Source organism: Prevotella aurantiaca, from assembly GCF_015262605.1.
Taxonomy (GTDB): domain Bacteria; phylum Bacteroidota; class Bacteroidia; order Bacteroidales; family Bacteroidaceae; genus Prevotella; species Prevotella aurantiaca.
This window is the reverse complement of record NZ_JABZSJ010000040.1, coordinates 1-24,004: the sequence shown is the minus strand read 5'-3', so window position 1 is coordinate 24,004 and position 24,004 is coordinate 1. Positions and strand designations below refer to the sequence as shown.

General features: G+C 37.1%; 21 protein-coding genes and 1 tRNA gene. 18 read left to right on the top strand and 4 right to left on the bottom strand.

Annotated features, from left to right (window positions below):
• Nucleotides 1-808: 808 nt before the first annotated feature.
• Complete coding sequence (locus tag HXN26_RS07735) at nucleotides 809-1,618, bottom strand: hypothetical protein (protein ID WP_025000006.1); 810 nt, start codon at nucleotides 1,616-1,618, stop codon at nucleotides 809-811.
• 174 nt (nucleotides 1,619-1,792) lie between these two features.
• On the opposite strand from HXN26_RS07735, the gene HXN26_RS07730 reads away from it, so the two are divergent.
• From HXN26_RS07730 to HXN26_RS07715, 4 genes are all read left to right on the top strand, one after another.
• Nucleotides 1,793-3,070, top strand: coding sequence for a replication-associated recombination protein A (locus tag HXN26_RS07730; RefSeq protein WP_273160301.1), 1,278 nt, complete (start codon nucleotides 1,793-1,795; stop codon nucleotides 3,068-3,070).
• 5 nt (nucleotides 3,071-3,075) lie between these two features.
• Nucleotides 3,076-4,032 carry a D-2-hydroxyacid dehydrogenase gene (locus tag HXN26_RS07725; protein ID WP_273160299.1) on the top strand — a complete coding sequence of 319 codons (957 nt, stop codon included), beginning with the start codon at nucleotides 3,076-3,078 and terminating at the stop codon, nucleotides 4,030-4,032.
• Between the two features lie 31 nt (nucleotides 4,033-4,063).
• The gene (locus HXN26_RS07720; protein WP_273160297.1) at nucleotides 4,064-4,699 is read left to right on the top strand and encodes a trimeric intracellular cation channel family protein; all 636 of its coding nucleotides are present in this window, start codon (nucleotides 4,064-4,066) and stop codon (nucleotides 4,697-4,699) included.
• Nucleotides 4,700-4,812: 113 nt separating this feature from the next.
• Nucleotides 4,813-4,886, top strand: a tRNA-Arg gene (locus HXN26_RS07715).
• Nucleotides 4,887-5,239: 353 nt separating this feature from the next.
• Here the strand turns inward: HXN26_RS07715 and HXN26_RS07710 are convergent.
• Nucleotides 5,240-6,616, bottom strand: a complete 1,377-nt coding sequence (locus HXN26_RS07710) for a tryptophanase TnaA (protein WP_025000003.1) — start codon at nucleotides 6,614-6,616, stop codon at nucleotides 5,240-5,242.
• Between the two features lie 286 nt (nucleotides 6,617-6,902).
• Nucleotides 6,903-8,285 carry a sodium:proton antiporter NhaD gene (gene nhaD / locus HXN26_RS07705; RefSeq protein ID WP_025000002.1) on the bottom strand — a complete coding sequence of 461 codons (1,383 nt, stop codon included), beginning with the start codon at nucleotides 8,283-8,285 and terminating at the stop codon, nucleotides 6,903-6,905.
• Nucleotides 8,286-8,452: 167 nt separating this feature from the next.
• On the opposite strand from nhaD, the gene HXN26_RS07700 reads away from it, so the two are divergent.
• Genes HXN26_RS07700 through ligA form a run of 3 tightly spaced genes read left to right on the top strand, consistent with a single transcriptional unit; the run spans nucleotide 8,453 to nucleotide 11,488 of the window.
• Complete coding sequence (locus HXN26_RS07700; RefSeq protein ID WP_273160294.1) at nucleotides 8,453-8,848, top strand: (deoxy)nucleoside triphosphate pyrophosphohydrolase; 396 nt, start codon at nucleotides 8,453-8,455, stop codon at nucleotides 8,846-8,848.
• Nucleotides 8,839-9,504 (top strand): B3/B4 domain-containing protein, encoded by a 666-nt coding sequence (locus HXN26_RS07695; RefSeq protein ID WP_273160292.1) that lies wholly within the window; start codon nucleotides 8,839-8,841, stop codon nucleotides 9,502-9,504. The genes HXN26_RS07700 and HXN26_RS07695 overlap by 10 nt, the downstream gene beginning before the upstream one ends.
• A 10-nt stretch (nucleotides 9,505-9,514) precedes the next feature.
• Nucleotides 9,515-11,488 (top strand): NAD-dependent DNA ligase LigA, encoded by a 1,974-nt coding sequence (gene ligA, locus HXN26_RS07690; RefSeq protein WP_273160291.1) that lies wholly within the window; start codon nucleotides 9,515-9,517, stop codon nucleotides 11,486-11,488.
• Nucleotides 11,489-12,025: 537 nt separating this feature from the next.
• Here the strand turns inward: ligA and HXN26_RS07685 are convergent.
• On the bottom strand, nucleotides 12,026-12,940 hold the full coding sequence (locus HXN26_RS07685; RefSeq protein WP_273160289.1) for a DUF4339 domain-containing protein: 915 nt from the start codon (nucleotides 12,938-12,940) through the stop codon (nucleotides 12,026-12,028).
• 204 nt (nucleotides 12,941-13,144) lie between these two features.
• On the opposite strand from HXN26_RS07685, the gene ffh reads away from it, so the two are divergent.
• The 11 genes from ffh to HXN26_RS07630 all read left to right on the top strand — a co-directional run bounded on the left by ffh (nucleotide 13,145) and on the right by HXN26_RS07630 (nucleotide 23,922).
• A complete protein-coding gene (gene ffh / locus HXN26_RS07680) occupies nucleotides 13,145-14,497 on the top strand; it encodes a signal recognition particle protein (protein ID WP_273160287.1) in 1,353 nt (450 codons plus the stop codon).
• Nucleotides 14,498-14,537: 40 nt separating this feature from the next.
• Nucleotides 14,538-15,422 carry a bifunctional methylenetetrahydrofolate dehydrogenase/methenyltetrahydrofolate cyclohydrolase FolD gene (folD, locus tag HXN26_RS07675; RefSeq protein ID WP_273160285.1) on the top strand — a complete coding sequence of 295 codons (885 nt, stop codon included), beginning with the start codon at nucleotides 14,538-14,540 and terminating at the stop codon, nucleotides 15,420-15,422.
• An 89-nt stretch (nucleotides 15,423-15,511) separates the two neighbouring features.
• Nucleotides 15,512-15,691, top strand: coding sequence for a tetratricopeptide repeat protein (locus HXN26_RS07670; RefSeq protein ID WP_024999996.1), 180 nt, complete (start codon nucleotides 15,512-15,514; stop codon nucleotides 15,689-15,691).
• A gap of 12 nt (nucleotides 15,692-15,703) precedes the next feature.
• On the top strand, nucleotides 15,704-15,937 hold the full coding sequence (locus HXN26_RS07665) for a 4Fe-4S dicluster domain-containing protein (RefSeq protein WP_084472139.1): 234 nt from the start codon (nucleotides 15,704-15,706) through the stop codon (nucleotides 15,935-15,937).
• Nucleotides 15,938-15,940: 3 nt separating this feature from the next.
• Entirely contained in the window at nucleotides 15,941-17,026 is a 1,086-nt protein-coding gene (locus HXN26_RS07660) for a 3-methyl-2-oxobutanoate dehydrogenase subunit VorB (protein ID WP_273160281.1), read from the top strand.
• Nucleotides 17,027-17,045: 19 nt separating this feature from the next.
• The gene (locus HXN26_RS07655; protein ID WP_273160278.1) at nucleotides 17,046-17,816 is read left to right on the top strand and encodes a thiamine pyrophosphate-dependent enzyme; all 771 of its coding nucleotides are present in this window, start codon (nucleotides 17,046-17,048) and stop codon (nucleotides 17,814-17,816) included.
• 22 nt (nucleotides 17,817-17,838) lie between these two features.
• Nucleotides 17,839-18,381 carry a 2-oxoacid:acceptor oxidoreductase family protein gene (locus HXN26_RS07650; protein ID WP_024999993.1) on the top strand — a complete coding sequence of 181 codons (543 nt, stop codon included), beginning with the start codon at nucleotides 17,839-17,841 and terminating at the stop codon, nucleotides 18,379-18,381.
• Nucleotides 18,382-18,648: 267 nt separating this feature from the next.
• Nucleotides 18,649-19,794: an OmpA family protein gene (locus HXN26_RS07645; RefSeq protein ID WP_273160276.1), complete on the top strand. Its 1,146-nt coding sequence runs from the start codon at nucleotides 18,649-18,651 to the stop codon at nucleotides 19,792-19,794.
• 616 nt (nucleotides 19,795-20,410) lie between these two features.
• Complete coding sequence (locus HXN26_RS07640) at nucleotides 20,411-21,178, top strand: acyl-[acyl-carrier-protein] thioesterase (protein WP_273160274.1); 768 nt, start codon at nucleotides 20,411-20,413, stop codon at nucleotides 21,176-21,178.
• 227 nt (nucleotides 21,179-21,405) lie between these two features.
• The gene (locus HXN26_RS07635) at nucleotides 21,406-23,421 is read left to right on the top strand and encodes a transketolase family protein (protein WP_273160273.1); all 2,016 of its coding nucleotides are present in this window, start codon (nucleotides 21,406-21,408) and stop codon (nucleotides 23,419-23,421) included.
• Nucleotides 23,422-23,478: 57 nt separating this feature from the next.
• On the top strand, nucleotides 23,479-23,922 hold the full coding sequence (locus tag HXN26_RS07630) for an RpiB/LacA/LacB family sugar-phosphate isomerase (RefSeq protein ID WP_024999990.1): 444 nt from the start codon (nucleotides 23,479-23,481) through the stop codon (nucleotides 23,920-23,922).
• Nucleotides 23,923-24,004: the final 82 nt, after the last annotated feature.

Below are 24,004 nucleotides of genomic sequence, written 5' to 3'. Positions count from 1 at the left end.
CAAGGTAAAGGAAGAATAAAAAGAGGATGTATCAATTTTGACACACCCTCTTTTATTTTTTATATTACACTTAAGCATTCCGAATCTTATGAATGAATAAAAATTCATTATTAAGGATAATGAAGATATTATAGACAAATTTATTGATTGGACTCCTTTTTGCAATTTATTGTACAGACAAGTCCGTTTAGTTGAACAGATAAAGCCATACAATTAGATTAACATGTCCAAAATAATAAGATAGCTATTGTGGCTTTATTCGTAATTTTAGGTCAGATAAAAAGGTTTTGGATAAAAGCATTATTTACAGCAGACCCGTTATTTTGAGCTTATATTGGGTAAATGCATTATGTTATTATGAGGACTTATCCCCCTACTTATTAAAAATGGGAATTACCAATTATAAAAAGTAATGATAAATTTCAAAAGATATAATTACAAATTCAAAAAACGTAATTATGTTTTTATTTTTTGTAATTATAAATTTTCGATTTACTTTCGTATAGCAAATTTACGTTCCCATTGGAACTTTGAATAATTTCTCTCATTTAAGAATTTTCATTATACTCTATCTTATATTAAAATTCAAAGCTACAGCTATTATAAAGTTTAAAATACTCGCTTGCAAATTAGCCCAATAGAACTTTTAAAATTCTTAAAAGAATAAACATCTTGAAGAAATTAAATACTGTAAAAAATTATAAAGTAAGTGATCCGTAAGATTTTCTACAATCATGATTAAAATAGGTTAGAGCCTAAATTCAAATAATTTATTTACTTGAATTTAGGCTCTTTTGAAGTTCATTCATTAGAAGCTATCATCAGTGATATCTTCAGCCTGTATATCTAAATCTTCTGGATTAGTTTCGAATGTAGTTCTGTAACTTTCTTCTATGAATTTATCATCATCGAACTCATCTTCGTCATTATCGTCATCATTATCTTTTGGGAAGTCTTCTTCATCGTCCATATCATCAAAGTCAGGCTTCTTAGTAACAGGAATTTCGATATCCAAATCGTCAAAATCCATATCGTCATCTGGCTTTTCAGTAATCTCCTTTACGAAGATAGCTTCTGTCCACCCCCCCTTATTTATTTCAAGGACTTCATATCCTTCTGCAACTTTCTTTTCATACAAGCCCCCACTTTTCTTTAAACGAGCAGTTGGCAGTGTAGTGGTGCTTACTTCAAATGCACTAAGAATAATATCTTGAATATTCTTTGATAAGCTTTCCCAACCACCACCGAAATTACGTTCAAGTACTTCAACTATCTTTCTTGCTGAAATACGATGTATATTGTCCTTAGTAAGGTCCGAAATACGATTGATAGGCTTTTTCTTTATCGCCCATTTCGCAACTGTACTGTCGTCTAACTTAATTTGTCCGATTTTATAGCCGCGTTCCTCATATTTGGCAATTACTTCAGGTCTGTCTACTTTCACTTCTTCGATGGTAAAAGCACTCTTAATAACATCTAGATAATGATTTTCATTATCCTTTAAATCTGCATCACGCTCCGCTTGACTCCATAGGCGGAACACATCATTCTCCTGTATTTCCCAAACAGTAGATTTTGTTAGATTCTTCAATGAGAGTGATTTCCCTTGTTGCTTCATATTATTCCTTTATTAACAATATATTTATAGATAGTGGTGCAAAAGTAAATACTAAAAACTAAACTTGCAAGAAAATTATAGTAAAAATAAAGCTACAGCGAAAAATCGAGCAAAGAGGTTGGAAAAATCAAATAGATTTCTTATCTTTGCATATATACATCTACATTATACAGAATGGAACCATTAGCAGAAAGAATGCGCCCACATACACTTGACGAATATGTCGGACAAAGTCATTTAGTGGGAAAAGGAGCGGTCTTGAGAAACATGATAGACTCAGGACGCATATCTTCATTCATTCTGTGGGGACCTCCTGGAGTGGGAAAAACAACATTAGCGCAAATTATTGCTAACAAACTTGAAACTCCATTTTACACTTTATCTGCCATAGCAAGCGGTGTAAAAGATGTACGAAACGTAATAGAAAAAGCTAAAAGTGGACGTTTTTTTAACTCGCCCTCACCTATTTTGTTTATTGACGAGATACATAGGTTTTCAAAATCTCAACAAGATTCATTACTTGGAGCTGTTGAAAAAGGAATCGTTACACTCATTGGTGCAACTACTGAAAACCCCTCTTTCGAGGTTATTAGACCGCTGTTATCGCGCTGTCAAGTATATGTACTTAAGAGTTTGGATAAAGACGAACTGCTCAAATTACTCACACAAGCCATTACAAAAGATGTTTATCTTAAGGAAAAGAATATTCATCTCAAAGAAACTGAAGCACTGTTGCGGTATAGTGGTGGAGATGCTAGAAAGTTATTAAACATTCTTGAGCTTACCATTGAAGCATCGGAGAATAATAAAGATAAAAGTATAATCACAAACGATAGCGTTGTATCCTGCCTACAACAAAATCCTTTAGCGTACGATAAAGATGGTGAAATGCACTACGATATTATCTCTGCATTCATCAAATCAATTCGCGGAAGTGATCCTGATGCCACGCTTTATTGGATGGCAAGAATGATAGAAGGAGGAGAAGATCCGCAATTTATTGCTCGGAGGTTGGTTATTAGTGCAGCAGAAGATATAGGATTGGCTAATCCAAATGCTTTGCTTTTGGCAAATGCAGCCTTTGACACTGTAATGAAAATAGGTTGGCCCGAAGCTCGAATTGCATTGGCTGAAGTTGCAGTATATCTTGCAGTATCACCAAAAAGTAATTCTGTATATCTTGGAATAGACGCAGCATTAGCAGAAGTACAAAATAGTGGCAATCAACCAGTTCCATTACCGCTTCGCAATGCACCAACAAAGCTAATGACTTCACTTGGGTATCACGACGGATACAAATATCCTCATGATTTTCCAGGACACTTTATAGAACAACAATATTTGCCCGATGCGCTTATTGACAAGCGCTTTTGGCATGCACAACATTCTCCTCAAGAGGAAAAGCATTATCAATGGATGGTGCAATGTTGGGGAGACAGATATAAAAATTGAAAGATATGAAAATTGTAGATTTAGATGGTTATGCAGCTAACCCAGGCGATATATCTTGGGACGGCGTGAAAGAATTAGGAGAATTCGTATTTTACGACTACTCTGAAGAAGATCAAATAGTAGAAAGAGCTAAAGATGCTGAAATTGTTCTTGTCAATAAAATAAATATGACAAGAGAGATTATTGAACAGCTACCCAAACTAAAATATATTGGAGAATTAGCTACTGGATTTAATAATATTGACTTACAAGCAGCTAAAGACCATGGTGTCATCGTAACCAATATTCCAGCTTATAGCACAGATAGTGTTACGCAATTTGTATTTGCCCATCTACTGAATGTAGCAACCCATGCTGATTATTATTCTAGCGAGACACGCAAGGGTGTATGGAGTGCTAAAAAAACTTTCTGCTATTGGGACGAGCCTCTCTTTGAACTTGCAGGGAAAACATTGGGTATAATAGGATTAGGCAATATCGGTACAAAGGTAGCATGGGTCGGACACATGTTAGGTATGGATATTTCAGCCTATACAAGTAAAAATAGTAGTAATTTACCAGAATGGATTCGCAAGACTACTTTGGAAGGTCTTTATCATACCGCTGACATCATTACTCTTCATTGTCCTCTAACTAAGGAAAATACACATTTGATAAATAAAGATGTATTGGCACAAATGCGTCCAGGAACCATTTTAATAAATACTGGTCGTGGTGCACTTATTGATGAAGAGGCAGTAGCAGATGCGCTGAAAAAGAAACATCTGAAAGCATATTGTGCTGATGTAATGGAGCAAGAACCTCCACACAAAGACAATCCGCTATTAAAACAGCCGAATGCTTACATCACGCCACATATTGCATGGGCTACAATAGAAGCACGACAACGACTAATGGATATCTGTGTTGAAAATATCAAAGCATTTATTACAGGAAATCCACAGAATGTTGTTAACAAATAAATTGTAGCCGTATCACAACAAAAAACAAACAATGACATTTACTGACCCAAAATTTGCTGAAACACTTTTAGAACTTATAGAAGGCTTAGGAATATTTGCTTTCGCCATTTCTGGAATAAGGCATGCCGCAGAGAAAAATTTCGACTGGTTTGGTGGATATGTATGCGGCATTGCAGTAGCCATAGGTGGTGGAACTATACGAGATACTATGTTAGGTGTCAGACCTTTCTGGACAACTGACATTCGATACTTGCTTGTTACTACGGTAGCTTTGCTCCTAACAATAGTACTTAGGAAGCGCATGAAGAAATTGGACAACGCATGGTTCGTATTCGACACGTTAGGTTTGGCATTCTTTACTATTGCTGGTATGCAAAAGACCTTATCACTGGGGCATCCATTCTGGGTTGCCATCATTATGGGGTGTATCACAGGAGTTGCGGGTGGGGTTATTCGCGATGTATTATTAAACAATGTGCCTGTCATCTTCCACAAAGAGATATATGCTATCGCAAGCGTTGCGGGTGGGGTGCTTTATTGGATGTTGTTAGCGTTAAATTGCAATATTACCTTTACAGTTATTGCAACTTTTCTTTTAATCATCCTAATTCGCTTTGTGGCTGTATATTATCACATCCAACTGCCCGTTTTGCACGATGAAGAGTAATTTCTTTTTAAAAAAATATTGAAAAATATTTGGCAGTAACAATAAAAACTTGTATCTTTGCACTCGCAATTAAAGAACGACAATTAAGTTCTAAAGATGCAACCATAAAGATTGGTTCCGTAGCTCAACTGAATAGAGCATCTGACTACGGATCAGAAGGTTGTGGGTTTGAATCCCGCCGGAATCACAAAAGAGTTTAGATAATTATATCTAAACTCTTTTTTATTTCTCAGAATAAACAGATATAGAACCAAAAAGAGACAGTAGATATTCAGTGGGGATACGCATATAGTTTAGCAAGTCTAAAAAGAAAGAAACTTTTGCCTTCAACGCCTCTTAAGGATCCAGTAGAAAAAAGATTCCCATCACCACATCACAAATAAAATAAAAGAGCTAGAAGATTTCAACCAACCTATCAACAACAAAATTAAATTGGGACTTAAGGGTATTAAAAAATAATAGGGAGTATCATTTTTATGATACTCCCTATTGTTAGATGTAGATAAAACTATTAATGTTAAGCTATATCTATCAAATGCATTAACCGAGACGTTTCAACTTCACAGTAAAGTGACGCATTAACGGAGCTTCCCACTCAATAGCAACGCCACGTGTAACGTTTTCGCGACGATCAAAAACATTCTTCAAAGCAGCTGCAACCACATCCATATGATTATCTGTATATACTCGACGAGGAATTGCTAAGCGTAGAAGATCAAGTCCCCCAAAACGATTCTCACCAGTTTCAGGATCACGGTCGGCAAGCATATATCCAACCTCTACACCACGGATACCAGCTTCAAGATAAAGTTCACATGTCAATGTTTGTGCAGGGAATTCTTCCTTTGGTACATGGGTAAGTACTTTACTTGCATCTACGAATATTGCATGACCACCAGCAGGACGTTGATAAGGAATTCCATATTCATCAAGTTTCTTTGCAAGATACTCTACCTGATGGATACGGGTCTGAAGCATATCAAACTCTGTATTCTCATCTAAACCTTGCGCAAGTGCGTTGAGATCGCGTCCGCTCATACCTCCATAGGTTACATAACCTTCCATTGGAATACAGAACATCTTTGCGCCCTCAAACCATTCCTTATTATTTGTAGCAATGAAACCACCCATATTTACTACGCCGTCTTTCTTCGCTGACATAGTTGCTGCATCAGCTTCAGCATACATTTCACGAACAATTTCCTTGATACTCTTATCAGCATATCCTTCTTCACGTACCTTAATAAAGTAAGCGTTCTCTGCAAAACGTGCAGAGTCCATTACTACAGGTATACCATATTTGTGGCAAAGAGCACATGTCTCCTTAATATTCTTCATGCTGACAGGCTGACCACCTACAGTGTTGTTAGTAACTGTAAGCACCATGAATGGGACGTTACCTTTATTTTCTTGGAGCACCTTCTCTAGCTTTTTAAGGCAAACATTACCTTTAAAAGGAACTTCTTTTTGTGTATCTTTTGCATCGTCAGTCGTTACGTCAATAGCGTGTGCTTTACGGCTTTCAATGTGTCCTTTAGTAGTATCGAAATGTGCATTTCCAGGAATAACGTTACCTTCCTTTACAAGGAATGAGAAGAGTACGTTCTCAGCAGCACGTCCTTGATGAGTTGGAATAATATACTTCAATCCAAGAATGTTCTGTACGGTTTCCTCGAATTTATAGAACGAAGTTGCACCAGCGTAGCTTTCATCGCCTAACATCATCGCTGCCCACTGACGATCTGACATTGCACCTGTACCACTATCGGTAAGCAAATCAATATAAACCTGCTCTGCTTTGAGCTGGAATACATTGTAATGAGCTTCCTTTAGCCATTGTTCTCTTTCTTCGCGTGTACTTTTCTTGATTGGTTCAATCATCTTGATTTTCCAAGACTCTGCAAATGGTATTTCCATAATTTGATTTGTTTTTAATTATTGGTATATAATGGTTATAAGAATTTTATTTCCACATTTAAAAAAATAAGTTTTTAGAGTTGCAAATATACGCAATTCTTTTTCATTTGTGCATGCTTTTCATTAAAAACTTTTCGTTGTTAATAGATATTTTGAATTCAGAAGAAAGAAAATAGAATAAGAAATAAAGAATAAGCAAGTAAGTTGCACAAAATATTATAAAATAAAAAAGTCCCTATCAAGATAAAAGTTTCATTTTGATAGGGGCTTTTTTATTTATTTTTCCTTACAATGGAGTTGTGAAAATAAATGTACGAACAATGTAATAAGAAAGAATACCTGCAACATAGCCTACGAAAGCTATCCAAGTAATTTTCTTCATATACCAACCGAAAGTAATCTTCTCCAAACCCATAACTACCACACCTGCAGCACTACCAATGATAAGCATAGAACCACCGACACCAGCGCAATAAGCAAGTAATTGCCAGAAGATACCATCAACAGCCATATCACCTGCAGCTTGAATAGGATACATACCCATACTGCCTGCAACTAAAGGAACATTATCAACGATAGAAGAAAGAACACCAATAATTCCTGTTACTGCATAATGGTTTTCATCAAATATAGTATTTAATGACTTACCAAGATTCATCAATACTCCAATTTCTTCCAAACAAGCAACCGCCATCAAGATACCGAGGAAGAAAAGAATAGTAGACATATCTATACGTGACAATAGACTTGTTACACGTTTTGCGAAGGTTACACCATCACCTTTTACACGATGTAACTGATGGTAAAAAATTTCTGTTATAGTCCACAATAAGCCTAAAACAAGCATAATACCAACGAATGGGGGAAGATGAGTGATAGATTTAAAGATTGGCACACAGCAAAGACCGCCAACACCAATAGTAAATACTATTTTTCGTTGCGAACTTCCAAACTCTCCAGCTTCATCGTTTTCTGATTCAGATTGTCCTGTAACAGCAAGTTCGCCTTTGAGCATATACTGCATAATAAATGCAGGAATAACCATAGAAACAATTGAAGGTATAAAGATTTCACTAATGACTCCTGCTGCTGTAATTGTTCCTGCATTCCACAACATGATAGTCGTAACATCACCAATTGGCGAGAAAGCACCACCTGAATTAGCTGAAATAATTACCAATGCAGCATAAATCATTCGGTCCTCCTTGTTACTGATGAGCTTACGAAGAATCATGATCATAACGATGCTTGTGGTAAGGTTGTCCAAAATAGCCGATAGGAAAAAAGTCATACATGCTATACGCCACAATAAAGCACGCTTCGACTTCGTTTGCATAACACCTTTTACCCAGTTGAAACCGCCATTTTGGTCAACAATTTCAACTATTGTCATTGCACCCATCAAGAAGAACAGAGTCGTTGAGGTATCACCTAAATGTTCTATGATAAGTTTATTTACAAACTCTGTAATGTTCCCTGTCCATTCAGAGGCATTGCTAGCATGCATTAACTGAACAAAAGGTGTAGGGTCGAACATGTATAGTGTCCAACAAAATACAAACATCAACAAAGCAATAGCAGCCTTGTCAATTTTCACTAAGCTTTCCATGGCTATCGATGCATAGCCAAGAACAAAAACGATAATAATCGCGATTGTTAATGTAGACATTTCTTTTATTTATATTTAAAATTAGTAATAATTAAATTGCATCTTTTAAAAACGCCCACAAAGGTATATAAAAGATATTAAGTGGAAAGGTTTTAGCATGATATTTTTGTAAAAATATTCAGACATTGGTTTATTTGTAGTATATTTGTAGAAAATTAATGGCGGTGATGGAGAATGAGTTTATAAATGTGGTTTGTGCTGTCGTTCGGAAAGACGATAAGTATCTTTGCACACAACGACTTCGAAAAGGTCCAGAATATGTAGCTGAACACTGGGAATTTCCTGGCGGAAAGGTGAAACCTGGAGAAAGCAATTACGAGGCATTACTTCGAGAAATAAAAGAAGAAATGGACTGGGATATTTACATTGGTAAGAAATTAGGAACCATAACTTACAAGTATCCCGATTTCATAATTACCCTCACAGCATACGAATGTTTGGCGCGTGACTACAATTTCAAACTTCTTTCGCACATCAATGCTAAATGGCTAAAAATTGAAGAATTCGATTCTTTAAACTGGATGGCAGCAGATAAAGAACTTATAAAGAATATATGGAAATAATAGTAAGTAACGAAATAGAATCTGTTTGTCCTAATTTTGTAGGCGCTTGTGTTGAAGCCAGAGTAAAAAACTCGCAATACAGTCAGCCTCTTTGGGATGAAATAAACACACTTGAACAAAAGTTCAAAGCTGAACTTACCACAGAAACATTAAAAGATATATCTGGCATTGCAGCCACTCGTAGTATTTATCGTGCTTGCGGAAAGGATCCATCACGTTATCGTCCTGCTTCTGAAGCACTTATAAGACGTGTTTTACAAGGTAAAGCCCTTTATCAAATAGATACATTGGTAGACCTTATAAACCTTGCTTCTATGGCGTATGGCTATAGTATTGGCGGTTTCGATGCCAATAAATTCGTGGGCAACACCTTAACATTGGGCATTGGAAAGGAAGGAGAACCTTACGAGGGTATAGGGAGAGGTATGATTAACATTCACGGTCTGCCTGTTTACAGAGATGAAGTAGGCGGAGTGGGTACACCAACTTCCGACCATGAACGCACAAAGATAACTATTGATACCTCTCATTTGCTGGTACTAATCAATGGATACGATGGTAACGAAATTTCAGTAAGACAAAATGCAGAGTTTATTCAAAAGCTTTTGCAGAAGTTTTGCGAAAGCGATGGAGGCACCTACCATATTTACAAATAACTATTAATATATGCAAGAGGACAAATTAGCTATGATGAGGGAACTTGTTGATAAGCTCAACAAAGCTTCCGATACATATTATAATGGTAAGGCAGAAATGATGTCGGACCATGAATGGGATGCAACTTTCGACCGCCTGAAAAGGCTGGAAGAAGAAACAGATACTATCCTACCCGACTCGCCAACTGCAAACGTAAGTGCAGATAGTATTGTGGGTGAAAAGGAAGAACACGAATATGCAGCCCTTTCGCTTGCGAAGACGAAGAGTACAGCCGAACTTGCAAAATGGGCTGAGGGTAAACCTATTTGGCTTTCGTGGAAATTAGATGGTCTTACATTAGTTGTTACATACGATAATGGCAAGTTATCGAAAATTGTAACACGAGGTAATGGACATATCGGTACGAATATCACGCATCTTGCAAGTGCAATCGATGGCATTTTACCTACGATTAGCAACACTGGACACATTGTTATCCGTGGCGAAGCTATTATTAGCTATACTGATTTCAACGTATTCAATATGGAAATGGGTGAAGAATATGCCAACCCACGTAACCTTGCGTCTGGGTCGCTCACACTAAAAAACATTGATGCAGTAAAGTCACGACACATTCGATGGATACCTTTCACATTGGTTCACACCGACGAGGACATCGTAACTTGGGGAAAACAAATGGCCTTTCTCGAACATTTAGGCTTTAAAACAGTAGAACATGAACAAATAATCCACCCTACACAGGAAAGCATAGATAAAGTTATTCAGGAATGGACAGTTAAATTGAATACTTTTGACTACCCTGTCGATGGTCTCGTTATTTCGTATGACGACACCATATATGCCACTTCGGGAAGCGTGACAGGGCACCACGCTACACGAGGAGGCTATGCTTTCAAGTGGCAGGACGAGAGTGCAGCTACCGAACTAGAATATATAGAATGGTCGTGTGCTGCTTCAACCATCTCACCTGTTGCTGTTTTTAAACCTGTAAACTTAGAAGGTACAACTGTAAAACGTGCAAGTCTCTGCAATATATCGGAATGTGAACGTCTTGGTATAGGCGATAAGGGTACCAAAATTGAGGTAATAAAGGCAAACAAGATTATTCCAAAGGTTATCAATGTTACGGAAACTATTGGTAAACTTGCAATTCCGTGCACTTGTCCTGTCTGCAAAGCTGCCACAGAAGTAATGGAAAGCGAAAGTAGTGCTACCAAGACATTGCACTGCATCAATCCTAATTGTCCTGCAAAACAATTGAAAAAGTTTGCTCGTTTTGTATCAAAAGAAGGTGTAAACATTGATGGACTATCTGAACAAACAGTACAAAAGTTTATCAATCTCGGCTGGATAACAGAATATGCAGACCTTTTCCACTTAGATAAATACGCCAACGAGCTTCGTACAATGGAAGGATTTGGCAGTAAAAGTGTTTCAAATCTACTGAAATCAATAGATAAAGCAAGAACAGTAGAAGCAAAAAGATTTCTATATGCGCTCTTTATCCCGCTCGTAGGACAAGATGTTTGTACACGTTTGCTATCGACTTATTCGCTTTTAGAACTTATTTCAACAGCACAAACGACTACTGACTTAACTGTTTTCTCCACTATTTCAGGCATTGGGCCAGAGAAAAGCGCAAGCTTTGTAAGGTGGATGCAGGATGAGAAAAACAGAAACATTGTTGAAAATCTGCTTTCAGAACTCGAAATTACAGAGGTTTTACCAATTGAGAAAGGTTCTCTATGTGAGGGTAAAACATTTGTTGTTACTGGTGATGTGCGTCATTACAAGAACCGAAACGAACTTAAGGCCTACATAGAAAGTCAAGGAGGCAAGGTTACTGGCAGCGTATCTAAATCTACAAATTATCTTATCAATAACGATATAAATAGCACATCAAGCAAGAATCAGAAGGCGCGAGAACTTGGAATAGACATTATCTCTGAGGATGACTTTATCAATAAGTTCACTAACAAGTAAGGTCAGAAACTAAAGAAAGCCGCTATCAAGGATAAAAAGTGTAGATCCAATGATAGCAGCTTTTTCGTTATACGCTTTGGAAACGTATTTACTAATACTACTAAATGGCATTCGAAACTTCTCAATTCAAGATGAGAAAACCTCCTTTACAAGAAAAAATGACCATAATAAAATCGTAAACTATTTTCAGTAATAACTCTCTTATTCAACAATCTGAATATCAAGATGTTGAAAAAGCATCTGTTTTGTTATGCAAAAGAGCCTATTTTACAAGGCAATAGTGCCTGTTTTGCGCTGCAAAACAGGCACTATTATAATATCAAAGCATAACCTTCATTATTTACTAAAATTTTCTTTACAGGACTAAAGCACTAGAATGAGTACAACTTTGTGGTTTACTAACATTCTATTTATTCTTTTACATAAATGTGAGAACTTAAGAACTATGTTCGGACAAATACAGATTAACGATCTATGAAAGTTCTAAATGACAACATTCTCCCTAATAGGATTCTACCATAATTAAATTTCTATGGACTAAATAGAATCTTCTAATAAGCCTGAATCATCTCTTTTAGACTTTCCTCTTAAGCCAAACCCTAAGCCATCAAGTAGTTCATCAATTGCTGAACCTGCCATCTTTTCAATCTCTTTCGCAGCAGGATCTATTACATTCTCTTTCAATAGCTTTTCAGCTTTCTTTTGAAGATCCGATTGAACATTAAATTCAGCCTTCTTATAGTACTTTTCTGTTGCTAATTTTAGTTGGTCTTTATTCAACGTGAATACATGATTTAACACACCGAACGAAACAATATAGCTTTTCCCGCCAAAGTTAATTCTGCCAATTGAATATACGAAATTATTATCAACACTTATCAAATTTTCCATGGCTGCATCTATAACCTTCTTCGTAAACATATCATTGACTGTCTGTAACGCTTTTGAAAAGAGTGCATTATCTGAACCTTGAGTAGCATTTACTGCTGTTTCAGTTACCGTAGCAGTTACAACATCGGATAAAACACGCTTATGTTCTTCCGCTGAAGGACAGGTAAAGATTAGCAAACAAGTCAAAACAACAAGTGAAATCAAAAAAACTATAAGACAACCATAATGTTTTTTAGGCTTTTCGGGAGTAACTCTTTTTTCATAAACATCGTCTATTGGCTGATCATTAACATGGGGGATTCCATCAACAGGGGCACCGACCAAAACTGATTCACTATCTAATATATTACGCTTATTATCAGATTGTTGTGCATTATTACTCTTGTTTCCCATTAAAATTAGTCGTAACTCATCTACTTGCCACGCAGGCTTCCATTCACTCGAGTTAGTGGCCAATACCAAAGTAGTTGCTTCTATGCCTCGAACCGCAAGTTCCTGAACACTATAAGGCCCCTGCTTTTTATTATCTACATTAATATAAAATTCCATTCCTTCTGACATTATGTTATAATATTAAACTTTATGGAGTGCGAAATTATACATTATTTCCAAAACAAACAAGATTTCAGCATGTTTTTATCCGTTAATGATTTCCATAAGACTATAAAAACTATGAACAAGAAAAAAAAGTTACGTTTTTTCTTGTCGTTATTTACCTTATTTATTATCTTTGCATATATTTCGAAAAAGTACACATATAAAATAATGTTTGAAAATTTAAGTGATCGTCTAGAACGCTCCTTCAAGATACTGAAAGGAGAGGGAAAGATTACAGAAATAAACGTAGCAGAAACACTAAAAGATGTCCGTAGGGCATTGTTAGATGCTGACGTCAATTACAAAGTAGCTAAATCGTTTACAGACACTGTTAAACAAAAGGCATTAGGTATGAACGTATTAACAGCCGTTAAGCCTGGACAGCTTATGGTTAAAATTGTTCATGACGAGTTAGCAGAATTGATGGGTGGCGATACTGTAGGGCTGAAATTAGAAAACAAACCTGCTATTATCTTAATGAGTGGTTTGCAAGGTTCTGGTAAGACAACCTTTTCAGGTAAATTAGCAAACCTTCTAAAAACCAAAGAACATAAAAAACCATTACTTGTAGCCTGCGACGTATATCGTCCTGCTGCTATTCAGCAGCTAAAAGTTGTAGGCGAATCGGTAGGTGTACCTGTATACAGTGAACCTGAAAATAAGAATGTAAATGCTATTGCAGACAATGCTATCAAGGAAGCAAAGGCCAATGGCAACGACATAATCATCATTGATACTGCTGGACGCTTAGCTGTTGATGCGGAAATGATGGACGAAATTGAAAGTCTGAAGAATCATGTAAACCCTGACGAAGTCTTGTTTGTTGTTGACTCTATGACGGGTCAAGACGCAGTAAATACAGCTAAGGAATTTAACGACAGATTGGATTTTGATGGCGTAGTACTTACAAAGCTTGATGGTGACACACGAGGTGGTGCGGCATTATCTATCCGTACTGTTGTTACAAAGCCTATAAAGTTCATCGGTACAGGAGAGAAGATGGAAGCACTCGATGTCTTCCATCCAACTCGAATGGCAGATCGTATCTTAGGAATGGGTGACGTTGTGTCGCTTGTTGAACGTGCACAGGAGCAATTCGACGAGGAAGAAGCAAAGAGACTACAGAAAAAGATTCAGAAGAATAAATTTGATTTCAATGATTTCTACAATCAAATACAGCAGATAAAGAAAATGGGTAACTTGAAGGACCTTGCTGCTATGATTCCAGGTGTAGGAAAAGCTATACGCGATGTGGATATTGATGATAATGCTTTCAAGGGAATTGAGGCAATCATACAAAGTATGACACCAAAGGAAAGAACAAATCCTGAACTCTTGAATAATTCACGTCGCCTACGTATTGCAAAAGGCTCGGGCACAAATATACAAGAAGTAAACAGACTTGTAAAGCAATTCGAGCAAACACGCAAGATGATGAAAATGGTTACAGGCTCTAAAATGGCAGGCATGATGGGAAAAATGAAAAACATTCCTGGCATGCCAAAAGCGCCTAAACTATAAACACAAATTAAAAACAGTATTAAATCTAAGTTCAAGACCTATGGATTACAAACTAATCGATGGAAAGGCTACCGCAACAGCTATTAAAAAAGAAATTGCGGAAGAAGTACGCAAAATCGTAGAAGCAGGCGGAAAGCAACCACATCTTGCTGCCGTACTCGTCGGACACGATGGCGGAAGCGAAACTTACGTTAAGAATAAAGTACTCGCTTGCGAGGCTTGCGGTTTTAAATCTTCACTAATTCGTTTTGAAAGCGATGTTACTGAAGAAGAATTGTTAGCTTGCGTGGACAAATTGAATAAAGACAACGATGTAGATGGATTTATTATGCAACTTCCATTACCAAAGCACATCGACGAGCAAAAGATAATTATGGCAGTGGACTATCGCAAGGATGTTGATGGCTTCCACCCTATTAACGTTGGCCGTATGTCTATTGGTCTTCCTTGCTTTATCTCTGCAACACCATTAGGCATGCTGACATTGCTTCAACACTACAACATTCCTACATCAGGAAAGAAGTGCGTTATTCTCGGAAGAAGCAATATCGTTGGTAAGCCTATGGCTCAACTCATGATGCAAAAGCACTTCGGTGACGCTACAGTTACAGTTTGTCACTCACATTCAAAGACTTTGAAGGAAGAATGTTTAGCAGCTGATATCATTATTGCAGCTATTGGAAAGCCAGAATTTCTCACTGCAGACATGGTAAAAGAAGGTGCTGTCGTACTTGATGTAGGTACTACACGTGTTCCAGATTCTTCTCGTCCAAGTGGCTTCCGCTTAACAGGTGACGTTAAATTCGACGAGGTAGCGCCAAAATGTTCTTACATAACACCAGTCCCTGGTGGTGTAGGCCCAATGACAATCTGCTCATTAATGAAAAATACACTTGCAGCAGGTAAGAAAGAATTCTACAAATAAGACAACTACATTATAATTAATAAGGTGGGGAATTCGTTCTCCTACCTAAACCTATTACAAAACAACTATAAACGAAAGGAGGATTTATTATGACCGCGGAAGAATATTTCCGACAGGGCAATGAGTACAAAAAGAAAGGCGATTTTAAAAATGCAATGAATTGCTACTTAGAGGCAATAGATCTCGATCCTGAATCTCCAGCCTTAGAAGCAAAGAAAATGCTAGAAGACATTTTTAATTTTTACAACAAGGACGCTTATAATCCTTAAAAATACAAAAGCATGAGCAAGATTAAAGGAGCGATTGTCGTAAACACCGACAGATGTAAAGGATGCCAATTGTGTATTGTTGCCTGTCCAAAAGACGTGATAGACATAGCTCATAAAAAAGTTAATAACCACGGATACACTTATGTTGAACCTGCACACATTGACTTATGTATAGGTTGTGCAGCATGTGCAACAGTATGTCCAGATGGTTGTATCACAGTATACAAAAAAAGAGTGGAGGAATAAAGAATGGCAGAAAGAGAAGTAACATTAATGAAAGGCAACGAAGCCATAGCGCACGCTGCAATACGTTGTGGTGCAGATGGATATTTCGGCTATCCTATTACTCCACAGAGTGAAATAATTGAAACATTCGCACTTCTGAAGCCATGGGAAACAACAGGAATGGTTGTCTTGCAGGCTGAAAGTGAAACATCATCTATCAATATGATATATGGTGGTGCCGGTGCTGGAAAACGTGTACTAACATCTTCATCTTCTCCAGGTATAGCACTTATGCAAGAAGGCATAAGTTATATGGCTGGTGCTGAGCTACCAGGTGTATTCGTAAACGTACAACGTGGAGGTCCTGGCTTGGGTACAATTCAACCAAGTCAAAGTGACTATTTCCAAGCTACAAGAGGTGGTGGTAATGGCGACTACAACGTAATCGTGTTGGCACCAAACTCTGTTCAAGAAATGGCTGACTTCGTAGATTTGGCTTTTGAATTGGCATTTAAGTATCGCAACCCTGCTATGATTCTTTCTGATGGTGTCATCGGTCAGATGATGGAAAAGGTTGTATTGCCACCACTAAAGCCACGTCGTACAGAAGAAGAAATAGCAAAAGAATGTCCATGGGCAAGTATGGGCCGCAAAGCAGAGCGTGAGCCAAACATAATTACATCGCTTGAGCTTAAGTCGGAAGTAATGGAAAAGAGAAACTTACACTTACAAGAGAAGTATAAGACCATTCGAGAAAACGAAACACGCTTTGAAACAAGCCAATGCGAAGATGCCGATTACATTATAGTAAGCTTTGGTAGTGCTTCTCGTATTGGCGAAAAAGCAGTAGAATTGGCACGCGAACAAGGTCTGAAAGTTGGGTTATTCCGCCCTATTACTCTATGGCCATTCCCAAGTAAAGAGCTTGTTGAAATCTCAAAAAACAAGAAAGGAATATTAGTTAGCGAGATTAATGCTGGTCAAATGGTTCAAGACGTAAGACTTGCTATTGATGGTACCATACAAGTAGAACACTTTGGAAGATTGGGTGGTATCGTTCCTGAACCAGAAGAGATAGTAGAAGCACTAAAAGATAAACTTATAAAATAAGAAATCGGAGGAATGCCCAATGGCAGAAAATAATATAATTTCGCCAGAGAATCTGGTATACGCAAAACCCAAACTAATGAATGACACGACAATGCACTATTGTCCTGGTTGTTCACATGGTGTTGTGCATAAGCTCGTAGCAGAGGTTATTGCCGACATCGGTATGGAAGAAAAAACAATTGGTGTATGTCCTGTAGGTTGTGCAGTGTTTGCTTATCGCTATCTTGATATCGACTGGCAAGAAGCAGCACATGGTAGAGCACCTGCAGTTGCTACTGCCATCAAACGCCTTTGGCCAGACCGTTTGGTATTTACTTACCAAGGTGATGGTGACTTGGCTTGTATTGGTACAGCTGAAACCATACATGCTCTTAACAGAGGTGAGAACATTACAATCATCTTCATAAATAATGCTATCTATGGAATGACTGGAGGACAAATGGCACCAACAACTTTGATTGGTCAAAAGACAGCTACTTGTCCTTTCGGAAGAACTCCAGATATACATGGTTATCCACTTAATATGACCGACTTGGCAAGTCGTTTAGAAGGAACCTGCTATGTAACTCGTCAAAGTGTTGACACTGTTGCATCTATAAACAAAGCAAAAAAAGCTATTCGCAAGGCATTTGAATCAAGTATGCAAGGTAAAGGCAGCTCACTTGTAGAGATTGTATCTACTTGTAATAGTGGATGGAAACTAAGTCCTGCAAAAGCTAATGAATGGATGCGAGAAAATATGTTCCCTCATTATGAAAAGGGCGACCTTAAAGACGAAACTGGCATATAACCAAACTTAAAGCATTTATAGTATGAAGAAAGAGATTATAATTAGCGGTTTCGGAGGACAAGGCGTTCTCTCTATGGGAAAGATTTTGGCCTATTCGGGACTTATGGAAGATAAAGAAGTAACATGGATGCCCGCATACGGACCAGAACAACGTGGTGGAACAGCGAATGTTACTGTTATTGTAAGCGACGAACGCGTATCATCTCCTATTTTGAGTAAGTATGATGTTGCTATTGTGCTCAACCAACCTTCACTCGAAAAGTTTGAAGAAAAGATTAAGCCAGGCGGTATACTTATATATGATGGATTTGGCATTGTAAACCCACCAACTCGTACAGATATTACTGTTTATCGTATAGATGCGATGAACAAAGCAGCAGAAATGAAGAACTCTAAGGTCTTCAATATGATTGTTCTTGGTGGACTACTGAAAGTTTGTCCTATTGTAAGTTTGGACGGATTAAACAAAGCATTGTTTAAAACTTTACCAGAGCGCCATCACCACTTAATACCTCTAAATATGGAAGCTGTAGAAGTTGGTGGTAGCATTATTACACAAATCTAAAAGTAACATTTAGTTTCATCCTATCCTTATATAAAGAGGCCTGCGCAGAAATGTTGACGAGCCTCTTTTTTATATATGATAATTTCTCAAAAGCTTAAAAAATAGAAAAAAAATACTTTTTTAGTGCAATTCGTCTCATTCCACATCTAAAAACACACTTTTTACACACTTTTCAGCAAAAACATTTGGTCAATTGCGTAATTTTTTATTACTTTGCATCGTAATATAAAATATTATTTAAAAAAGTATTAATAAATTTTCAGAGAAATGAAAAAGTTAGGTTTATTGTTCGCTGCCTCAATATTCGCAGCATCTGCATCTGCACAAACAGTTGCAGAAAGTAAGACTTTCGACAACATTTACATCGGTATTAACGGTGGTGTTGCTACTAAAACAACAGGTCACAAATGGTTAAGCGATCTTAATGCAAATGCAGGTCTTCGTCTTGGTCGCTATTTTACTCCAGTATTCGGTTTAGCAGTTGAGGGTAACGCTTATTTCTCAAACAAACCATGGCATTCAACAGGTACTGTTGTACGTGCTACAAATGTTAGCTTACTCGGTACAGTAAATTTGAGCAACTGGTTTGGTGGTTATAAAGGTGAGCCTCGTGCTTTTGAAGTTAGTGCTCTTTATGGTCTTGGTTGGATGCATGTATTCACAAACAACGATATGTTTGAGAAGGCAACAGAAAATCAACGTAATCGTATGACATCTAAAGCTGCTCTTAATTTCGCATTCAATTTCGGTGCTGAAAAACAATGGCAGTTCTATGTTGAGCCATCTATCAACTTTGCATTCTTAGGCAAGTCTCATTCAAAGAATGTTACTGTTAATCCATCAGGTACATTCAATTATAACGACTACAATGTTGGTTATGATTACAAGACTGTAGCACAAGATGGTCAACCAGCTTACAACATCAACAATTCATTCGTTCAATTGAACGCTGGTTTCATTTACAAGTTTGCAAACTCTAATGGAACTCACAACTTCACAATTGTAACTCCACGCGATCAGGCTGAAATCGATGCACTTAATGCACAAATCAACGAACTTCGCAACCGTAAGCCAGAAGTTATCACTAAGCAAGTTGAAGTTGTTAAGGAAGTACCTGCAGTTAAGGAATTCACTGTTTCTGACCTTGTATTCGTAACATTCGCTCAAGGTAAGTACAATCTTACAAGAGAAGCAAAGGCAGCTCTTGACAACGTTAAGGAAGGTAGCCACGTACAAGTTGTTGGTACAGCATCTCCAGAAGGTAGCGCAGCTCTCAACCAGAAGTTGTCTGAAAACCGCGCTCAGGTTGTTGCTGATTACCTCAGAAGCCGTGGTGTTATCATCGACGAAGCTACTGGTAAGGGTGTTCAGGGTGTAACCTCTAATCGTCTTGCAGTTGTTTACGTTAAGTAATTTAACACAGAATAAATAATTTTTTATTACATAATTAATCCTCGGTGCGAAAGTACCGAGGATTTTTATTGTCTAAACTTTTAAAACAAATATCAAGTTCCCTTTTAAAAATAAAATTAGAAGATTATTGAGAAGTGATATTATAACGATTATTATTCATTTTTTCACTTATCAGTCAAATAGTTACTTACAACTATTTTTTCTTATAGCTAAGATATATTTTAAAAAATGATTGTAGAACTCGATAATAATAAGACTAGAAATATATTGTTTCCCCTATCTATTAGCCTATAAAGAAAAAACAATTATATATTAAGAAAAATGTAATTATGAATTTTTAAAAAGTAATTACAATTTAATTTTTCGTAATTACATTTTATATAGTAATTCTATCCCCCTATTAATACTACATGTCAACGTCATTGAACATGTTTGATTATTTCATCTGCATTATAAATTAGTTTAGCAGAGAACAATTAGACGTTTGAGAAAAGAATAAGACTAGATATAATTTATCACTCTTAAAAACAAATATAAAATAACCTTCATTGTGGAAAGCAATTAAGAAAATTATCACTACTTTTGCACTAAAGACAACATTATATAAATAGAGCATATGAATAACCTACCTACAATAGGCAAATACCACTTTATGGCTGAGCCGTTCCATTGCGATTTTACAAAGCATTTATTTATTGGGCATTTAGGAAATAATCTTTTAAATGCAGCTGATTTCCATAGTAACGATCGTGGTTATGGAGTAAATTATCTAAACACCATAAATAAGACATGGGTTCTAAGCAGACTTGCTATAGAATTAGACGAAACGCCTGCTATCTATGATAAATTTATAATAGAAACATGGGTAGATAGTGTTATGCGCTATTTTACAAACCGTAACTTCAAAATAACAAATGAAGACGGACACATATATGGTTATGGAAAAAGTATATGGGCAATGATTGATACAGAAACTCGGGAACCTGTAGATATTATGAAAGTTGACAACGAAACTATCTCAAAACATATAGAAACTAACTATGACAACCCTATCAAGAAATCGTCTAGAGTAAAATTGGACAGCAACCTCATACTTCAGAAATCAATTATAGCCCATTACAATGATGTTGACATCAACGGACATGTAAATTCTATAAAATATATAGAACACATCTTAGATATTTTCCCACTCGAATGGTATAAACAACATAGCATACAGAAGTTTGATATTGCCTACATAGTAGAATCTCACTATGGTGAAACACTCAATTTCTATACGGATAAAGAAATTGAGCCTATAAATAACGAAGTTGCGATACAAATAACAAAATCAAGTATTGAAGGTGAAACTGAGGTTTGTCGTTGCAAAATAATATTTGGTTAGGATTATTATTTTTCCTTCTGTATTATTAAAATGAGCAGCTTCTCAATACACTTTTTATATACAAGTATACTCCTAAAAAGTAGATGATAAAAATAAACTATCAAATCTCGCATTGAATATTCATAAAATAATGCGAAATTTAGCAATTAAACAATCTTATATTTTGGATTTCCCCAATAATTCATTATATTTGCAAATAGAATAAATATATTATTAATCTAAATTTTATGAACGACAACAAAGTAATGAACCGTGCGGCGGACAATATCAGAATTCTTGCTGCTTCCATGGTAGAAAGAGCAAAATCAGGACACCCTGGAGGAGCAATGGGAGGCGCAGACTTTATCAATGTCCTCTTTTCTGAATACTTGGTATTCGACCCCGAACAACCTGAATGGGCTGGTCGCGATAGGTTCTTTCTAGACCCTGGTCACATGTCTCCAATGCTATATTCAGCATTGGCACTTCAAGAAAAATTTACAATAGAAGAATTAAAAGATTTCCGTCAGTGGGGATCCCCTACTCCTGGACATCCTGAACGCGATATTAAAAGAGGTATAGAAAATACTTCTGGACCATTAGGACAAGGACATACATTTGCAGCTGGAGCTGCTGTTGCCGAGAAATTCCTCGAAGCAAGATTGGGTAGTGAGGTTATGCAACATAAGATTTATGCATATATTTCTGATGGTGGTGTTCAAGAAGAAATTTCGCAAGGCGTTGGACGTATTGCAGGAACTTTAGGTCTAAACAACCTTATCATGTTCTATGATGCCAACGACATTCAGCTTTCTACTGAATGTAACGAAGTTATGAACGAAGACACAGCTGCTAAATATAAAGCATGGGGCTGGAATGTACTAACTTGCAATGGTAATGATGTAAACGAGATACGACAAGCTCTTGATGCTGCACATACCGAAAAAGAGCGTCCAACACTTATTATTGGTAAAACAATCATGGGTAAAGGTGCACTTAGAGAAGATGGCACAAGCTACGAACATAGTATTCAAACACATGGCGCACCACTAGGTGGGAATGCATACATTAATACCATAAAGAACCTGGGCGGCGATATTAACGATCCATTTAAAGTATTCCCTGAGGTTTCAGAACTTTATGCTAATCGTTTGAAGGAACTGAGGGATATTGTAGCGAAACGCCATGAAGAAGAACAAAAATGGGCGGAAGCTAATCCTGAAAAAGCAAAATTATACAAAGAATGGTTTAGCGGTAAAGCACCTAAAATAGATTGGACTGCTGTCAGTCAAAAAGCTGACGTTGCAACACGTGCAGCAAGTGCTACTTGCTTAAGCGTACTTGCAGAACAAGTTCCTAATATGATTTGTTCATCTGCTGACCTTTCTAATTCTGATAAGACAGATGGTTTCCTAAAGAAGACAAAGAGTATTGTACGTGATGATTTCTCTGGTGCTTTCTTCCAAGCTGGTGTTAGTGAATTAACAATGGCTTGCATGTGTATTGGTATGATGCTACATGGTGGAGTCGTTACAGCTATGGGGACATTCTTTGTATTCTCTGACTATATGAAACCTGCTGTTCGCCTCGCTGCCTTAATGCAAGTTCCTGTAAAATTCATTTGGAGCCACGATGCATTCCGTGTAGGTGAAGATGGTCCTACACACGAGCCAGTTGAACAAGAAGCACAAATACGCTTAATGGAGAAACTCCAGAACCATTCGGGAAAAGATTCTTTACGCGTATTCCGCCCTGCCGATGCAGAAGAAACAACAATTTGCTGGCAAATGGCAATGGAAAACATAGATACACCAACAGCCTTGATTCTTTCTCGTCAAAATGTTACAAATCTCCCAGAAGGTAATAATTACGAGTTAACACGCAAGGGAGCATACATTGTAAATGACTCTGACGAGAACTATGACGTAATTCTTGTTGCTAGTGGTTCAGAAGTTTCTACTTGTATTGCTGGAGCTGAACTTCTTAAAGCCGATGGAGTAAAGGTGCGTATTGTAAGTGCACCATCAGAAGGATTGTTCCGCCGTCAATCTGCTGAATATCAAGAAAGTATTCTTCCTAAGAATGCAAAGATATTTGGTTTAACAGCGGGTCTTCCTGTTACATTACAAGGCTTAGTAGGAGCAAATGGTACTGTTTATGGTCTGAATAGCTTCGGTTTTTCGGCACCATACAAAGTACTTGATGAAAAACTGGGCTTTACTGCTCAGAATGTTTACGAACAAGTTAAATTATTTTTAGCATAATACTAACCGAGCCTCGCAGAATACTCTCCTACGGGGCTCTTAATGACTTTAACGCTTATGGAAATTAAAACAGTAGGTATTGCCTGCGATCACGCTGGCCTTCCTTTAAAGAAATTTGTCATTCAGTATCTCGAAGAAAATAAACTCCCTTATAAGGACTTTGGCTGCAACAGCGATTTAAGTTGCGATTACCCAGACTATGCGCACCCACTTGCAGAAGCTCTTTGTAATGGAGAAGTTTATCCTGCTATTGCTATTTGTGGTAGTGGTGAAGGTATGGCAATCACACTCAATAAGCACCAAGGGGTAAGAGCTGGTTTAGCTTGGAACAAAGATGTTGCAGAACTTATCCGTCAACATAACGATGCTAATGCACTCGTTTTACCTGGTCGTTTTGTTGATAACAGAACTGCAGGAAAGATTATGGATGCATTCTTTAAAGCTACTTTTGAAGGTGGACGCCACGAACGTCGTGTACAGAAGATTGACATTGCAAAATAAATACATCGCCAGTATATAAAATAAAAGGAGGGTGTGTCAAAATTGATACATCCTCTTTTTATTCTTCCTTTACCTTGTCTAC

Coding starts and splice junctions, on each gene's coding strand:
- ligA (WP_273160291.1), top strand. CDS start 9,515: ATGCAAGAGGACAAATTAGCTATGATGAGGGAACTTGTTGATAAGCTC.
- HXN26_RS07725 (WP_273160299.1), top strand. CDS start 3,076: ATGAAAATTGTAGATTTAGATGGTTATGCAGCTAACCCAGGCGATATA.
- HXN26_RS07695 (WP_273160292.1), top strand. CDS start 8,839: ATGGAAATAATAGTAAGTAACGAAATAGAATCTGTTTGTCCTAATTTT.
- HXN26_RS07660 (WP_273160281.1), top strand. CDS start 15,941: ATGGCAGAAAGAGAAGTAACATTAATGAAAGGCAACGAAGCCATAGCG.
- ffh (WP_273160287.1), top strand. CDS start 13,145: ATGTTTGAAAATTTAAGTGATCGTCTAGAACGCTCCTTCAAGATACTG.
- folD (WP_273160285.1), top strand. CDS start 14,538: ATGGATTACAAACTAATCGATGGAAAGGCTACCGCAACAGCTATTAAA.
- HXN26_RS07655 (WP_273160278.1), top strand. CDS start 17,046: ATGGCAGAAAATAATATAATTTCGCCAGAGAATCTGGTATACGCAAAA.
- HXN26_RS07710 (WP_025000003.1), bottom strand. CDS start 6,616: ATGGAAATACCATTTGCAGAGTCTTGGAAAATCAAGATGATTGAACCA.
- HXN26_RS07650 (WP_024999993.1), top strand. CDS start 17,839: ATGAAGAAAGAGATTATAATTAGCGGTTTCGGAGGACAAGGCGTTCTC.
- HXN26_RS07640 (WP_273160274.1), top strand. CDS start 20,411: ATGAATAACCTACCTACAATAGGCAAATACCACTTTATGGCTGAGCCG.
- HXN26_RS07645 (WP_273160276.1), top strand. CDS start 18,649: ATGAAAAAGTTAGGTTTATTGTTCGCTGCCTCAATATTCGCAGCATCT.
- HXN26_RS07730 (WP_273160301.1), top strand. CDS start 1,793: ATGGAACCATTAGCAGAAAGAATGCGCCCACATACACTTGACGAATAT.
- HXN26_RS07665 (WP_084472139.1), top strand. CDS start 15,704: ATGAGCAAGATTAAAGGAGCGATTGTCGTAAACACCGACAGATGTAAA.
- HXN26_RS07670 (WP_024999996.1), top strand. CDS start 15,512: ATGACCGCGGAAGAATATTTCCGACAGGGCAATGAGTACAAAAAGAAA.
- nhaD (WP_025000002.1), bottom strand. CDS start 8,285: ATGTCTACATTAACAATCGCGATTATTATCGTTTTTGTTCTTGGCTAT.
- HXN26_RS07685 (WP_273160289.1), bottom strand. CDS start 12,940: ATGTCAGAAGGAATGGAATTTTATATTAATGTAGATAATAAAAAGCAG.
- HXN26_RS07735 (WP_025000006.1), bottom strand. CDS start 1,618: ATGAAGCAACAAGGGAAATCACTCTCATTGAAGAATCTAACAAAATCT.
- HXN26_RS07720 (WP_273160297.1), top strand. CDS start 4,064: ATGACATTTACTGACCCAAAATTTGCTGAAACACTTTTAGAACTTATA.
- HXN26_RS07700 (WP_273160294.1), top strand. CDS start 8,453: ATGGAGAATGAGTTTATAAATGTGGTTTGTGCTGTCGTTCGGAAAGAC.
- HXN26_RS07630 (WP_024999990.1), top strand. CDS start 23,479: ATGGAAATTAAAACAGTAGGTATTGCCTGCGATCACGCTGGCCTTCCT.
- HXN26_RS07635 (WP_273160273.1), top strand. CDS start 21,406: ATGAACGACAACAAAGTAATGAACCGTGCGGCGGACAATATCAGAATT.